Here is a 14758-nt window from a genome sequence, read left to right as displayed (position 1 = left end):
GGCTCACCTGAAGGCGGGACCACGGCCTCAGGCCGGCCTTGTCGGAGACGGCGCCGCCCCGGCGCGCTGATCCGATTGCGCGCCGCTCAGGCCGTCGCGGCCACGGCGGCCTCGCCTCGCACGGCCGCCTCCAGCGCCGAGGCGAGGCGCGCCGGGTCGATCGGCTTGGTGACGAAGTCGTCCACCCCCACCGTCGCCCAGGCCGCGCGATGGGTCTCCAGGGCGTTGGCCGTCAGGGCGATGACCGGCGTGCCGGCATTGGGCCCGTCCGAGCGAATGGCCCGCGTCGCCGTCAATCCGTCCATAACCGGCATCTGCATGTCCATCAGAATGGCGTCGAACCGGCGCAGGGCCGCCGCCTCCACAGCCTCCTGACCGTTTTCGGCGAAGGTCAGGACACACCCCATGGGCTCGAGCAGCAGGGCCACGATCCGACGATTCACGGGGTGATCGTCCACCGCCAGAATGTCCAGCCCGTGTGCGAAGGTCGAGGGTGCGCTGACCGCCAGGGTCGCCGAGGGGGCGGCGGCGATCCCCATCGGCAGATCGACCGTGAAGATAGAGCCTTCTCCCAATCGACTTTCGACCGACACGGACCCGCCCATCAGCTGGGCCAGTTTGCAGGTGATGGCCAGGCCGAGGCCTGAGCCCCCGTGCCGGCGCGTCACCCCCGCATCGACCTGTTCGAACACGTCGAAGACATAGGGCAGGCGGTCGTCGGGAATACCGCATCCGGTATCGGTCACCGCGACGGTCAACCGGCCCAGGGCGGCGTTCCAGCGGGCCCGGACCTCGATCCGTCCCGTCGCCGTGAACTTGACGGCGTTCGAGACGAGATTGAACAGAATCTGTTGCAGCCGCAGCGGATCGGTCCGCACGTGGCGCGGCAGGTCGTCAGGCAGGGAGACCTCAAAGGCGACGCCGGCGGCCTGCGCCTTGGGCGCCCACATCCGCTCGAGAGCCTTCAGCTTGTCCGCCAGATCGACGGGCGCCTCTTCCAGCTCCATCTTTCCGGCCTCGATCTTCGAAAAGTCGAGAACGTCGTTCAACAGGCCGATCAGAACCTCGCTGGCGTCCTTGAGCATCACCACGTGCTCTTTCTGCGCCGGATCGAGCTGGGACCGTTCCAACAGATTGGCCGAAGTGACCACCGCATTCATGGGGGTGCGGATTTCGTGGCTGACCACGGCGAGGAAGTCGGATTTGGCGGCGCTGGCCACCTCGGCCCTGCGGCGCTCCTCCTGAGCTCGGTCGTTGGCGATCTGAATGGCGCGGTTGGTCTGTGAACTCTGCCGCACCGCGACCAGCAGATGGGTCATGTACAGGACGCAACCCACGGCCACGAGAAGATCGGTCGGCTGGCCCAGGACATAGCCGTGGATGACGGGCAGGGCCAGAAAGTAGACGACGGGCGGCGTGGCGGCGCTGATGAGGATTTCACGCTCATGATAGAGGTGTATGGTCACATGAAGCAGCGCCCCTGCGATTAGGATGCTGCCGAACACCATCTGGGACCCACCCCCGTCCGCCCACAGATAGGCGGCGATGGCGGAATAGAAGACGCTGTTTACGAACAGGCTGATGCAGGCGGCGATCCTGAGCCCCCGCGAGGGCGTTCCCCCTCCCAGCCTGCGGATGGCGCCGAAGACGATCCAGTCGGCCGACTGTCCGGCGAAGACCAGCGCCAGCCAGATCGCCGGCCATTTCGATGGCGCTAGCGCCCAGACGGTGCAGGCGATGAAGACGGCGAAGCCGACCCTGACCTTAATCTCGCGTTGCCTGGCCTCGGCGATCCGTGCGTAACGCGCGTGCATTCTTGTGTTTCTCCCGGCCTGCAGCATGCACGGGATTCCCTAACCGCGGCTTTCGCCGGGCCGAGGGACACTACCTAGGGTCGGAGGGTCGCCCCTGCGCGTCTCACACCTTCGACAGGATCAGGGTCCCGTTGGTGCCGCCGAAGCCGAAGCTGTTGGACATGACGTGGGTCAGCTCGCCCTCGTGGCGCTGACGCAGGATCGGCATGCCCTCGAAGGCCGGATCAAGGGTCTCGATATGGGCGCTCTCGGCGGCGAAACCGTTCTGCATCATCAAGAGGCAGTAGATGGCCTCTTGAGCGCCCGCCGCGCCGAGCGAGTGGCCCGTCAGGGACTTGGTCGAGGAGATCATCGGCATCTGATCGCCGAAGACGGCGCGCACGGCCTCCATCTCCTTCGAATCCCCGACCGGGGTCGAGGTGCCGTGCGGGTTCAGATAGTCGATCTTCGGGTTGCCGGCCTGTTCCAGCGCGATCCTCATGCAGCGCTGGGCGCCCTCGCCCGAGGGGGCGACCATGTCATAGCCGTCGGAATTGGCGCCATAGCCGGTGACCTCGGCATAGATGGTCGCGCCGCGCGCCTTGGCCCGCTCGTATTCCTCCAGCACCACTATGCCGGCGCCGCCGGCGATGACGAAGCCGTCGCGGTTGACGTCATAGGCGCGCGAGGCGACCGAGGGGGTCTCGTTGAAGTTCGACGACATGGCGCCCATGGCGTCGAACATGTTCGACATGGACCAGTCGATGTCCTCGCAGCCGCCGGCGAAGACCACGTCCTGCTTGCCCCACTGGATCTGTTCGACCCCGGCGCCGATGCAGTGGGCGGAGGTCGCGCAGGCTGAGCTGATCGAATAGTTGACGCCGCGCATCTGGAACCAGGTCGACAGCACGGCCGAGGGGCCGGACGCCATGGCCTTCGGCACCGCGAACGGCCCGATGCGCTTGGGCGAGGTCTTTTCGATGGTGGTGGCGGCGGCCTGAAGGATGACCTGGGTCGAGGGGCCGCCCTCGCCGACGATCAGGCCGATGCGGTCGTCCCGGATTTCCTCGGCCGTCATGCCCGACGACTTCAGCGCCTCTTCGAAGGCGATATGGCCCCAGGCCGTGCCGTTGGCCAGGAAGCGGGCGGCGCGGCGGTCCACCAGTTCCTCCCACGGGCCGATCTTGGGCGGGGCCCAGACCTGGCTGCGGAAACCGTATTTGGCGTGGTCGGGGGCATGGACGACGCCCGACCGGGCTTCGCGCAGGGACTGGGTCACCTCTTCGGCGCCGTGGCCGATGGAAGAGACGATGCCCAGGCCGGTGACGACGACACGACGCATGGTGTTTCCTTACTCTAGCTTCTCGACCCTGGGGTCTTCCGCGCTGTCCGCGGTTATATAGGGGTTCAGGCGGCCGCCTGCTCGTCCTTGGCGGCGCCGAAGAGTCCCACCCGCATGTCATTGCAGGTGTAGATCACCTCGCCGTCGGCCTCCAGCACGCCGTCGGCTATGCCCATCACCAGTTTGCGATTGATCACCCGTTTCAGGTCAATCTTGTACACGACCTTCTTGATGTCGGGCGTCACCTGACCGGTGAACTTGACCTCGCCGACGCCGAGCGCGCGGCCGCGGCCGGGGCCGCCGATCCAGCCCAGATAGAAGCCGACCAGCTGCCACATGGCGTCCAGGCCCAGGCAGCCGGGCATGACCGGATCGCCGATGAAATGGCACTGGAAAAACCAAAGGTCGGGGTGGATGTCCAGCTCGGCCTCCACATAGCCCTTGCCGTGGGCGCCGCCGTCGGCCGTGATCTGGGTGATCCGGTCGAACATCAGCATGGGCGGAGCGGGCAGCTGGGCGTTGCCGGGACCGAACAGTTCGCCGCGCCCGGAGGCGAGCAGGGCCTCGTGATCGAAGGACGAGGGGTATTGGGACTGGGTCAAGGCGGTTCCGTCAGGTCTGCTGTTGCCTGCGGGTTACACGACCGCGCCGCTTCGCTCAACACCGGCGGTCGTCGACCTTCAGCCTCGACCGGTTCCCGCAGGCCGGTTGGCGTTGCATAGCGCGCGTTGCTGGACGCCGAAGACGGCCCTTTCCTGAATCCAGCCGCGCAGGCGGCGCGCCCGCACCCGGCACCAGCCGTCCTCACATTCGTCCAGGGACACCAGGGACCGGGGCGACAGGCGCGCACGGACGGCCGAGGCCTGGGACTTGCCGGCGTGGATCATCACCTCTTCGGCCGAGGTGTTGAAGACATAGCGGCGGCCGGAAGAGACGGTGCGGTGAATCCAGGCCACGGCCCCGTCCGGATCGCAGATCTTTCGCCATTCGGTCGTCTCGGCGATCACCTGGACCGGCAGGCCGGCGGCGCGATACTCCCACAGGATCGGATAATCCAACCCCGGCCCCTGTCGGGCGCGGACGTGGGAGGACTTCAGCGAGATCCAGCGCGGCACCTCCAGCCCCGTCGGGGTGGGGCGCCCATCGGGCATGGTCGCGCCGGCGCCGGCCATCACCCCCAGGCCCAGAACGGCCAGGGCGACGGCGGTGCGGCGTCGCAGGCTTTGGAAGATGGCGGCGGCTTTGCTAGACACAGTTGGAACGACCCGTCGCGCGGGCTTCGATCCTGAACCATCGCCCGCTAACCAAGGCCCGCAATGTCCGTTCGCAAGCTTAAGGTCGTATTAACCAGACGCCTGCCGGACGCGGTCGAAACGCGGATGCGCGAACTGTTCGACGCCGAGCTGAACCTTAAGGACCAGCCGATGGACCGGGCGGCGCTGGAGGCGGCGGTTCAGCGGGCGGAGGTCCTGGCGCCCACCATCACCGACCTCATTGACGCAGACCTGATCAACGGCGCCGGCGAACAGCTGAAGATGATCGCCAACTTCGGCGCCGGGGTCGACCATATCGACGTCGAGGCGGCCGTGGCGCGCGGCATCATCGTCACCAATACGCCCGGCGTCCTGACCGAGGATACGGCCGACCTGGCCATGAGCCTGATCCTGGCCGTCAGCCGCCGCATCGTCGAAGGGGCCCAGGTGGTGGCCGAAGGCCGTTTCGAGGGCTGGACCCCGACCTGGATGTGCGGGCGCAAGCTGTGGGGCAAGCGGCTGGGGATCGTCGGCATGGGCCGGATCGGCCAGGCCTTGGCCCGTCGCGCCAAGGCCTTCGGCCTGCAGGTGCATTACCACAATCGCAAGCCCGTCTCGGACCTGATCGCCGAGGAGCTGGGCGCCACCTATTGGGACGACCTGGACCAGATGCTGGCGCGGATGGACATCGTCTCCTTGAACTGTCCAGCCACACGGGAGACCCATCATCTTCTGTCGGCCGAACGCCTGGCGCGGCTGCAGCCCCATGCCATCCTGATCAACACCGCGCGCGGCGAACTGATCGAAGAGGCGGCTCTGGCCCAGGCGGTGGCGGCGCGGGCGATCGCCGGCGTGGGCCTGGATGTATTCGAACATGAGCCGGCCATTCATCCGGGCCTGATGGGCCATCCCAACGTCGTCCTCCTGCCCCACCTCGGTTCGGCGACGCTGGAGGCGCGCCAGGACATGGGCGACCGGGTCATCGCCAATGTCATGACCTTCCAGAACGGCCATCGCCCGCCCGACCGGGTCATTCCGGCGATGCTTTAGGACCTGCGATTTCACAGGACTGTCGGGGGGGCCTCACACCCCTGTCGAAAACGCCGATCACTGGAGGAACCGCCGCGATCAGGGATCGTTTCGGCGGCCTGTAAGGGAAGCGTGCGTTGGACTCCTACTATTGTATCGTCAACCTGCCGGGTGTTCCGGTGCGTGACATCTGCGTTCTGAAGGCCGAGGACGATCGCGCCGCCGACCGGGCCCTGGCCGATGTGGCGGCGACTTGGCCGGGATTCGAAACTCTTTGCCTCTATTGCGGCGAGCGGCTGGTGACGGTGCTCAGCAATCCTGCCCTGGGCTTCGCCGCTCCCCTGCCCGAGTTGGCCCTGGACGACGTGCGGTTCGAAACCGCCGCCTGAGTCGGACAAATCAGCCGCCGCAGACCGGGCATGCGGGATCAGGCGCGATCCGCACCGTTCGCGCCGTTCCCGCCAGGCCGTCATAGATCAGCAGCCGCCCCTGAAGGCTCTGGCCCGCGCCTACGATCCATTTGATCGTCTCCAGGGCGGCCATCGAACCGATCACCCCCGCCAGGGCGCCGACGACCCCCACGCGCGCGCAGGTCTCCGCATCCGGCGGAACCTCGGGCGTCAGGCACTGATAGCAGGGCCGACCCGCAAACACCCCCACCTGACCGCTCCACCGACCCAGGGCGCCCGAGACCAGGGGCTTGCCCGCCGCCACACAGGCGGCGTTGACCGTATGGCGCGTGGCGAAGTCGTCGGTCCCGTCCAGAACCAGATCGAAGTCGGCGATCAGGCGCGCTGCGTTTTCGGGCGTCAGACGTTCGGCGAAGGTCTGGATCGCGACATGCGGATTGAGGCCGGCCAATCGGTCCCGCGCCGCCTCCACCTTGGCCCGACCCACGTCGGCGGTGGCGAAAAGGATCTGACGCTGAAGATTGGAAAGGGCCACGACGTCGTCGTCGATCAGGCCCAACGTCCCGACGCCCGCCGCCGCCAGATAGAGGGCGGCCGGCGCTCCGACCCCGCCCGCGCCGACGACCAGGACGCGGGCGCGCTTCAGCGCCTGCTGCCCCGGCCCTCCGACCTCGGCCAGCACCAGATGGCGGGCGTAGCGTTCGACTTCATCGTCAGAAAAGGCCATGCCCGTCTCTAGACCGTCGGCGAGGGCGGTGGAATGGCGCGTGCGGCCCCGTCAGCGCGTCCCGTCGAGGGCCAGACGGGCGTCGGCGATCACCTGATCCACTTCGAAGGTCACTTCCGACAGGGGCCGCGTCCCGGCCAAACGGGTCAAGATCGGTTCAAGACTGGGCAGGGGGTCGATCTGGGCCATGGCCCATTGCGGAAAGAGACGCCGGTCCACCGGCGTATCGACCAGGACCCGAATATTCTGATGACGGCGGTCGGCCGCCAGCCGGCCCATCAACCGCTCCAGATCAACCCGCCCGCCTTCCAGCAGCTGGAAGAATCGGTCCTGATGCCGCAGCAGGAAACCGGTCACGTGGTCGCGCCGATTGTTCCGATCCGAGGCCCCGATGATGTCGATCAAGGGCAGAAGCCCCGCGCCCGCGTCGCCCACGGCGTCGCTGACATAGAAGATGCGAAACAAACTCATAGGGTACTCATACGCTTAACAACTCGACCGACGAAAAAGGCTCTAGGAGCGAGAGGGTTAACGAAGCCCCCTTGGTTCGACCCATCGCACACTGCGGCCGGCGCCGCTCTCGCTTAGGTTAAGGCTGACGGACGCCGGAACCTCTGCGGTAGCCAGGTAAGGCCAAGGAAATGTGACACACCCCTCAACAGGCGAGCGAGGCTTGATCGCGACGGGCCGCCGCTCCATCTGCGGACCATGACCCAATCCAATTTTCCCGACTGGCACGGCACCACGATACTGGCGGTTCGCAAAAACGGCCGCACGGTGATCGCCGGCGACGGTCAGGTCTCGATGGGACCGACCATCGTCAAGGGCGCGGCGCGAAAGGTGCGGACCCTGGCCGGCGGCAAGGTTCTGGCGGGGTTCGCCGGGGCGACGGCCGACGCCTTCACCCTGATCGAACGCCTGGAGGCCAAGCTGGAGCAGTACCCGGACCAGCTCGCCCGGGCCTGCGTCGATCTGGCCAAGGACTGGCGCACAGACCGCTATCTGCGGCGGCTGGAGGCCATGCTGCTGGTGGCGGACAAGACGTCGATCTTCACCGTCACCGGCGTGGGCGACGTGCTGGAGCCGGAGCATGGGGTCGCGGCCGTCGGTTCGGGCGGCAACTACGCCCTGTCGGCGGCCCGCGCCCTGATCGAGGAAACCGATCTGGACGCCGAGGCGATCGCCCGCAAGGCCATGAAGATCGCCGCCGAAATCTGCGTCTACACCAACGGCAATCTGACGGTGGAGACCCTGGGGAACTGACGCCGCCAGGTCAGAGCACGTCGGCGACCAGGCCCAGGGCCTTCGCCTCCTGAGCCTCGATGTACCAGTTCTCCGGCGCGCGCCGCAGCACCTCGTCCATGGTGACGGCGCTGCCGCGCACCAGGTTCTCGAACCCTTCGTTCTGAATGGCGATGGAGTGCTCAAGCTCGTTCAACATCGCCTTGACCGAGGCGATGCAGGTGGTCAGCGGCCCGGCGATATGGAGCGTCTTGTCCATCTTTCGCTCATGGATCATCACCCGAGCGCCGCGCGTCAGATAGCGGTTCTCCACCGCAAAAAAGCTCATGAAGGTCGCGCCGGCCGAATAGATGGCGGCCTTGCCCAGAAAGACCAGCCGGCGCGCGGGATTGATGTCGCTCTGAAACCGCACGTCCTCGCCCATCATCCGCGCCACCTCCGGATCGCCGCCCAGGGTGGACAGTTCGATCACCACCAGGCCGCTGTCGGGCGCCTGGGTCAGTCGGTCGCGGAACCGGTCGTACATGGCGTAGTCTACGGCGCCGGCCAGAAGGATGCGCGGGGTGTCGAAGGCCGAGGCGTCGAGCGGACCCGAGGGGGCGGCGCCGATCATCGCGCGTCCTGGATGTCGGCGTCATCCACCGGATAGCCTTCGGACGAGGCCCAGGACTTGGCCTCGTCCAGCGAAAAGAAGGCCCGGTTGCGCAGACGACGCGCGCCCTGGTCGTCGACCAGTTCGCACTCATACCACCGGATGGTTCGCCGGTCGGAGGTTCTGCAGGTCCGCGTGAAGACGAGGGCGTGGGGGATCATGGCGCTGAAACGGCGACGGCCCACGCCCGTTCCGTCTGTGTGGGTGTTTTTCCTTTAGGGTCAGTGCATTGCACAGACTGACGCGAAGAGGGCGCCGCCGCTCGGCGCCGGACCATTTGCGCCGCGCCGCCCCTTGGCTTAAGCGCCCGGCATGACCGACGCCGCCCCTCCTCGCCCCCTCGCCCGCAATCCACGCGGTTTCGCCGACAAGCGCGGCCGCGACCTGACCGCCGAACGCCGCTTAGTGGCGCGCGTGTCCGAAGTCTATGAGCGCTGGGGCTTCGAGCCGCTGGAGACGCCGGCCTTCGAATACGCCGACGCCTTGGGCAAGTTCCTGCCTGACGCCGACCGGCCCAATGAGGGGGTGTTCGCCCTGCAGGACGATGCGGGTTCGGACGAGCCGGGCGAATGGATGGCCCTGCGTTACGACCACACCGCCCCCCTGGCCCGGTTCGCCGCCCAGACCTGGGAGACTCTGCCCAAGCCGTTCCGCCGCTACGCCTATGGGCCGGTCTGGCGCAACGAAAAGCCGGGTCCGGGCCGGTTCCGGGAGTTCTGGCAGTGCGACGCCGACACCGTCGGCTCGGATCGGCCCGAGGCCGACGCCGAGATCATCGCCATGGCCTGCGAAGGCCTGGCCGCCGCCGGCCTGGACGCTGGTCAAGCCCAGATCCGCGTCTCGAACCGAAAACTGTTCGACGGCCTGTTCGACGCGGGGGGCGTGACCGAGGCCGGCCAGAGGCTGACGGCCCTGCGCGCCATCGACAAGTTCGACCGACTGGGCTGGGAAGGCGTGGTCCAGCTGCTGGGCGAAGGGCGACTGGACGAGTCCGGCGACTACACCAAGGGCGCCAATCTGCCCGCAAAGGTGAAGGGCGCAATCGAGGCCTTCCTGGCGTCCGCCAACACGCCCGGCCTGTCCCGGGCAGAGACCTTGGAGGCGGTGGCCCGGTCCGGCGACCTGGGGGCGGCGGGCGAGGCGGCGCTGAACGAGCTGGCGGCGATCGACCGGGCGCTGAACGCCATGTCGGCGGGCCAGAACGCCGTGAAGTTCGACCCCACCATCGTGCGGGGCCTTGAATATTACACCGGCGCCGTCTTCGAGGCGGAGCTGTTGCTGGAGACGACCGACGACAAGGGCCGCCCGGTGCGGTTCGGCTCCATCGGCGGCGGCGGCCGATACGACGACCTGGTGGCGCGCTTCACCGGCCAGAGCACCCCGGCGACCGGCTTCTCCTTCGGGGTCTCGCGCCTCGCCTCCGCCCTGCGCGCGGCCGGACGCGGCGCGGAGGACGCCGTGCGCGGGCCGGTCGTGGTCATCGTCTTCTCTGAAGAGGACATGGCCCACTATCTGACGGCCGTCGCCGAACTGCGCGGCGCGGGGATCGCGGCCGAACTCTATCTGGGACGGGCCGGGATGAAGGCCCAGATGAAATACGCCGACCGCCGCGGATCGCCTGCGGTCGTCATCCTGGGCGGGGACGAGATCGCCGCCGGCGAGGTCACGATCAAGGATCTGGACGCCGGGCGCGCCGCCGCCGCCGCCATCGCCGACAATGACGCCTGGAAGGCGCAACGGCCGGGGCAAATGCGTGTCGCCCGAACGGGGCTGGTCGGCGCCCTTCGGGCCATTATCGAATAAGCTTCGATAAATAACTCTGGGCAGGGTTAGTTATCGACGATAAGTCGAAGAAAGTTCGATTCCGTCCGAGAAGCCCGTTGACGACCTCGGCGGGGTTGCGTCAAATGAACTCACTCGAGGGCAAGCGTTGCTCAAGCGCGCAGCACTCGAAGGCGTTTCGGGGAGGAAACGTCCGCTCTTTAAAGAGCGCGAAAGCCCGCTGCGATGTATCCCCCGCAGCGGGCTTTTTCGCGTCTGGAGTCCAGGCCGACATCGAAATTCGGAGAAACTGTCGCGGCCATCGACAAATTTTCAGTCTGATGTGTCCAAGGGCTCATGAAAAAAGGCCGGGGCGAACCCCGGCCTTTTCCCGTTTTGCGATCCGGCGACCTACCAGATGCGGACGCGCTCTTCCGGCGTCAGATAGTATTTGGTTCCCGGCTGGACGTCGAAGGCGTCGTACCAGGCGTCGACGTTGCGCAGCGGGCCGATGACCCGGAACTGGGCGGCCGAGTGGGGATCGGTGGCGACCTGCTGCTTCAGGGCCTCGTCGCGATATTTCGACTGCCAGACCTGGGCCCAGCCGTAGAAGAAGCGCTGGTCGCCGGTCGTGCCGTCCAGCACCGGGGCCGGCTGGCCGTTCAGCGACAGGTGATAGGCTTCAAGACCCACGGCCACGCCCGAGGCGTCGCCGATGTTCTCGCCCATCGTCAGGCCCGGATTGATCTTATAGCCGGCGATCGGCTCATAGGTAGCGTACTGGGCGCCCAGACGGGCGGTCAGGGCTTCGAAATTGGCCTTGTCCTCGGCCGTCCACCAGTTGCGCAGCACGCCGTCGCCGTCGGACTTGGAGCCCTGGTCGTCGAAGCCGTGGCCGATCTCGTGGCCGATCACCCCGCCGATGCCGCCGTAGTTGACCGCCGGGTCGCCGTTCGGATCGAAGAAGGGCGGCTGCAGGATGGCGGCCGGGAAGACGATCTCGTTATTGGCCGAGTTATAGTAGGCGTTGACCGTCTGGGGGGTCATGCCCCACTCGGACTTGTCGACCGGCTCGTCCAGGCGGGCCAGATCGTAGTTCCATTCGAACAGGCCGCGACGCTCGGCGTTGCCGACCAGGTCGTCGGCGCGGATCTCGAGACCCGAATAGTCGCGCCACTTGTCGGGATAGCCGATCTTGACGGTGAATTTGCGCAGCTTCTCCTGCGCGGCCGCCTTGGTCTCGTCGCCCATCCAGGTCAGGTTGTCGATCCGGTGCGACAGGGCCGTGCGCAGATTTGCGACCAGCTCTTCCATCTTGGCCTTGGATTCGGCCGGGAAGTACTGGGCGACATAGAGCCGGCCCGTCGCCTCGCCCAGCGAACCCTCGGCGAAGGAGATGGCGCGCTTCTCGCGGGTGCGCTGCTCGGGCTGGCCCGACAGGTCGCGGGCGCGGAAGCCCCACTGGGCGTCCGAGAACCGCTTGGACAGCAGGGGCGCCATGTCGTCGGCGGTGTGGAAGGCTTCCCAGGCCTGGAGCAGTTCGACCGGCGTCTCGGCGTAGATGGCCGCGATCTTGGGCATGGCCGTGTCCTGACGCACGATCAGGCGCGGAACGCCGCCCAGCTTGGCCGCGTCGAAATAGGACTGCCAGGCGAAGCCCGGCGCGTCTTCAGCCAAGCGAGCGATGGTGTATTCGTTGTAGGTGCGGTCGCGGTTGCGGTTCTCGACCGGGCTCCAGTGGGCCTCGGCGATCTTGGTCTCCAGGGCGACGATCTGGGCGGCGGTCTCGGTCGGATTGGCCCAGCCGATCATGCCCAGCATGTCGGCGACATAGGCCTGGTACTTCTCTTTCTTGTCGGCGTAGCGGGCGTCCAGATAATAGTCGCGGTTCGGCAGACCGATGCCCGACTGACCGGTGGAGACGACGTAGCGCGTCGGCTGTTTGGCGTCGATGGTGATGCCGCTGCCGAAGAAGGAGCCGCCGAAACGGCCGACCGTCTGGCCCATGTAGACGGCCATCTTCTCATGACTGTCGGCGGCGCGGATGGCGGCCAGATAGGGCTGCAGCGGCTGGGCGTCCAGCTGTTCGATCCGCGCCTCGTCGATGTAGGAGCGATAGGCGTCAGCCACCTTGGCCTCGTCGGAGCCGGGCGTCAGATCGGTGCGCGCGGCCAGGCCCAGCACCAGCTCCTTCATCCGGTTGTCGGACAGTTCGCGCAGCAGGGCGAAGGAGCCGTAGCTGGTGCGGTCCGATGGGATGACGATCTTGTCGATCGCGGTCCCGTTGGCGTAGCGGAAGAAGTCGTCGCCCGGCTTCACCGAGGTGTCGCGGCCGGCCATGTCGAAGCCCCAGGTCCCGTACTTGGGCGCCTGGGTTCCCTGCCAGCCCGCCGCGGTCTCTTCGCCCGAGAAGAGCGAGACGACGGAGCAGGTTTCGTCCAGGCAGGCGTGGTCGTGATCGACGTCCTGGGCCAGGGCGGCGGCCGGCAGCAGAAGGGCGCCGACCGCGGCCCCGATAAGCAGTCTTTTCATCACTCTATCCTCGGTTCCACCCCCCACGGGCGGGTCGGAGCGGACCCTAGACCCGACGCGGGGCCTGTCGCCTTAAAAAAAGTTCATGAAAGCGCCGCGACCTCTCGCCACAGGCGCCGGTTCCGGGTCACATGCCGGCAGAGCTCGGAGGGCGAATGCAGACGCACGGCGGCGACTATAAGGATCTGGTGGTGTTTCTGGCGGCCGCCGGGGTCATGGTGCCCCTGGTCAATCGTCTGAAGATCAGCCCCGTCCTGGGTTTCCTGGCCGCAGGGGTGGTGCTGGGCCCCGACGGCCTGGCGCGCTTCGCCGACCGGCTGCCCTGGCTGTCCTATTTCACCATCAGCGACCCCGGCCAGCTGGCCCAGTTGTCGGAGCTGGGAGTCGCCTTCCTGCTGTTCATGATCGGGCTGGAGCTGTCGTGGGAACGGCTGCGGGCCCTGCGACGGCTGGTGTTCGGCCTGGGGCTGATGCAGGTGGCGGCCTGCACCCTGGTGCTGGCGGGCCTGTTCATGCTGCTCGGCCAAAGCCTGGTCAGCGCGGCCGTCCTGGGCATGGGCCTGGCCCTGTCGTCGACGGCGGTGGTGATGCCGGTTCTGGCCGAGGGCGGACGGTTGAAGACCAGTGTCGGCCGATCCACCTTCGCCGTCCTGCTGGCTCAGGACCTGGCCGTGGCCCCCATTCTGATCACCGTCAGCGTGATGGCGGCCCTGGCCCAGGGCGGGGGAACGCTGGACCCCGCCGTCCTGGGCCGCGCCCTGTTCACCCTGGTCCCGGCGGCGATGGGCCTGGGCCTTCTGGTGCTGCTGGGCCGGGTGGTGCTGCGGCCCATGTTCCGGTCGGTGGCGCGGGCGCGCAAGGCGGCCCAGGGCGGGGAGCTGTTCGTCGCCGCCAGCCTGCTGGTGGTGGTGGGCGCCGGCCTGGCGGCCCAGGCGGTCGGCCTGTCGATGAGCATCGGCGCCCTGGTCGCCGGGGTGCTGCTGGCCGAAACCGAGTTCCGGCGCGAGGTGGAGGTGTCGATCGAGCCCTTCAAGGGCCTGCTGCTGGGGGTCTTCTTCGTCGGGGTGGGGCTGGGGCTGGACCTGGGCGCGGTGGCGGCCGATCCGGTCCTGCTGTTCGGCCTGGCCCTGGCCGTCACAGTGGTCAAGACCGGCGTCATCTTCGCCCTGGCCCGGCTGTGGGGCATGGGCGCCCGGCCCGCCCTGGAGACGGCCCTGGTGCTGGCGCCGGCGGGCGAGTTCGCCTTCGTCGTCTTCGCCACCGGCATGGTGGAGGGCATCGCCCCGCCCGCCCTGACCAGCACAGTGGCCCTGTCGGCGACCCTGAGCATCTTCTCCATCCCGCTTCTGGCCCTGCTGGGCCAGAGGCTGTCGCGCGCCAAGGCCCCCGACCGCCCGACCACGCCAGAGGGCGCCGCGCCGCCGGAACAGGCGGACGGGGCGGTGATCGTCGTCGGCTTCGGCCGCGTCGGCCGCCTGATCGGCGAATTGCTGAAGGCGCACGACCAGCCCTTCATCGCCCTGGACACGGACGCTGCGGCCGTGGCGGCGGGGCGTCGGGACGGGTTCGACGTCTTCTACGGCGACGCCGGCCGGCCCGAGATGCTGTCCCATTGCGGGGTTCAGACCACCCGCGCCCTGATCGTCACCATGGACGCGCCGGGCAAGGTTGATGAGGTGGTGACGGCGGCCCGCGCCCTGCGCGAGGATCTGATCCTGATCGCCCGTGCGCGCGACGACCAACATGCGGCGCGCCTGTACGCCCTGGGCGTGACGGACGCGGTGCCGGAGACGACCGAGGCCAGTTTGCAGTTGGCCGAGAACACCCTGGTCGATCTGGGCGTGCCCATGGGCCGGGTCCTGGTCTCCATCCATGAGAAGCGCGAACAATTCCGCAAAGCCTTCCAGGCCGCCATGCCCGCAGGAGGACGCAGTAGAACCACCCGCGCGTTGAGAATGTCCCAAATCAATACAGCCAAGCTTGAAAGTTAACCTTGAATATTCTCTCGCCTCACAGG

General features: G+C 67.5%; 14 protein-coding genes. 5 read left to right on the top strand and 9 right to left on the bottom strand.

Annotated features, from left to right (window positions below):
- Positions 1–86: 86 nt before the first annotated feature.
- The 4 genes from JL11_RS04210 to JL11_RS04195 all read right to left on the bottom strand — a co-directional run bounded on the left by JL11_RS04210 (position 87) and on the right by JL11_RS04195 (position 4388).
- Entirely contained in the window at positions 87–1814 is a 1728-nt protein-coding gene (locus JL11_RS04210; RefSeq protein ID WP_054764554.1) for an ATP-binding protein, read from the bottom strand.
- 103 nt (positions 1815–1917) lie between these two features.
- The gene (gene fabB / locus JL11_RS04205) at positions 1918–3135 is read right to left on the bottom strand and encodes a beta-ketoacyl-ACP synthase I (protein WP_054764553.1); all 1218 of its coding nucleotides are present in this window, start codon (positions 3133–3135) and stop codon (positions 1918–1920) included.
- Between the two features lie 65 nt (positions 3136–3200).
- Positions 3201–3737 carry a 3-hydroxyacyl-[acyl-carrier-protein] dehydratase FabA gene (fabA, locus tag JL11_RS04200; protein ID WP_054764552.1) on the bottom strand — a complete coding sequence of 179 codons (537 nt, stop codon included), beginning with the start codon at positions 3735–3737 and terminating at the stop codon, positions 3201–3203.
- Positions 3738–3815: 78 nt separating this feature from the next.
- Positions 3816–4388, bottom strand: a complete 573-nt coding sequence (locus tag JL11_RS04195) for an SH3 domain-containing protein (protein WP_224761158.1) — start codon at positions 4386–4388, stop codon at positions 3816–3818.
- 63 nt (positions 4389–4451) lie between these two features.
- Between JL11_RS04195 and JL11_RS04190 the strand changes: the two genes are divergently transcribed.
- Together JL11_RS04190 and JL11_RS04185 are read left to right on the top strand one after the other, a co-directional pair.
- Complete coding sequence (locus tag JL11_RS04190) at positions 4452–5438, top strand: 2-hydroxyacid dehydrogenase (protein WP_054764551.1); 987 nt, start codon at positions 4452–4454, stop codon at positions 5436–5438.
- A gap of 116 nt (positions 5439–5554) precedes the next feature.
- Complete coding sequence (locus JL11_RS04185; RefSeq protein ID WP_054764550.1) at positions 5555–5806, top strand: hypothetical protein; 252 nt, start codon at positions 5555–5557, stop codon at positions 5804–5806.
- A gap of 10 nt (positions 5807–5816) precedes the next feature.
- Here the strand turns inward: JL11_RS04185 and JL11_RS04180 are convergent, their stop codons facing one another.
- Both JL11_RS04180 and JL11_RS04175 read right to left on the bottom strand, forming a co-directional pair.
- Positions 5817–6554, bottom strand: coding sequence for a HesA/MoeB/ThiF family protein (locus tag JL11_RS04180; RefSeq protein WP_054764549.1), 738 nt, complete (start codon positions 6552–6554; stop codon positions 5817–5819).
- Between the two features lie 51 nt (positions 6555–6605).
- Positions 6606–7025 (bottom strand): BLUF domain-containing protein, encoded by a 420-nt coding sequence (locus tag JL11_RS04175; protein ID WP_054764548.1) that lies wholly within the window; start codon positions 7023–7025, stop codon positions 6606–6608.
- A gap of 237 nt (positions 7026–7262) precedes the next feature.
- On the opposite strand from JL11_RS04175, the gene hslV reads away from it, so the two are divergent.
- Entirely contained in the window at positions 7263–7817 is a 555-nt protein-coding gene (gene hslV, locus JL11_RS04170; RefSeq protein ID WP_054764547.1) for an ATP-dependent protease subunit HslV, read from the top strand.
- Positions 7818–7827: 10 nt separating this feature from the next.
- On the opposite strand, the gene JL11_RS04165 is transcribed toward hslV, so the two are convergent.
- Together JL11_RS04165 and JL11_RS04160 are read right to left on the bottom strand one after the other, a co-directional pair.
- Entirely contained in the window at positions 7828–8409 is a 582-nt protein-coding gene (locus JL11_RS04165) for a hypothetical protein (protein WP_054764546.1), read from the bottom strand.
- Positions 8406–8633 (bottom strand): hypothetical protein, encoded by a 228-nt coding sequence (locus JL11_RS04160; protein WP_231681395.1) that lies wholly within the window; start codon positions 8631–8633, stop codon positions 8406–8408. Before JL11_RS04160 ends, JL11_RS04165 begins: the two co-directional genes overlap by 4 nt.
- Before the next feature lie 127 nt (positions 8634–8760).
- Between JL11_RS04160 and hisS the strand changes: the two genes are divergently transcribed.
- Positions 8761–10251, top strand: coding sequence for a histidine--tRNA ligase (gene hisS / locus JL11_RS04155; protein WP_054764545.1), 1491 nt, complete (start codon positions 8761–8763; stop codon positions 10249–10251).
- Positions 10252–10620: 369 nt separating this feature from the next.
- Here the strand turns inward: hisS and JL11_RS04150 are convergent, their stop codons facing one another.
- The gene (locus tag JL11_RS04150; protein ID WP_054764544.1) at positions 10621–12741 is read right to left on the bottom strand and encodes a M13 family metallopeptidase; all 2121 of its coding nucleotides are present in this window, start codon (positions 12739–12741) and stop codon (positions 10621–10623) included.
- Positions 12742–12896: 155 nt separating this feature from the next.
- On the opposite strand from JL11_RS04150, the gene JL11_RS04145 reads away from it, so the two are divergent.
- On the top strand, positions 12897–14732 hold the full coding sequence (locus JL11_RS04145) for a cation:proton antiporter domain-containing protein (protein ID WP_054764543.1): 1836 nt from the start codon (positions 12897–12899) through the stop codon (positions 14730–14732).
- The last annotated feature ends 26 nt before the right edge of the window (positions 14733–14758 follow it).

The organism is Brevundimonas sp. DS20 (assembly GCF_001310255.1).
Lineage (GTDB): Bacteria > Pseudomonadota > Alphaproteobacteria > Caulobacterales > Caulobacteraceae > Brevundimonas > Brevundimonas aurantiaca.
This window is presented reverse-complemented; position numbering and strand designations above follow the sequence as displayed.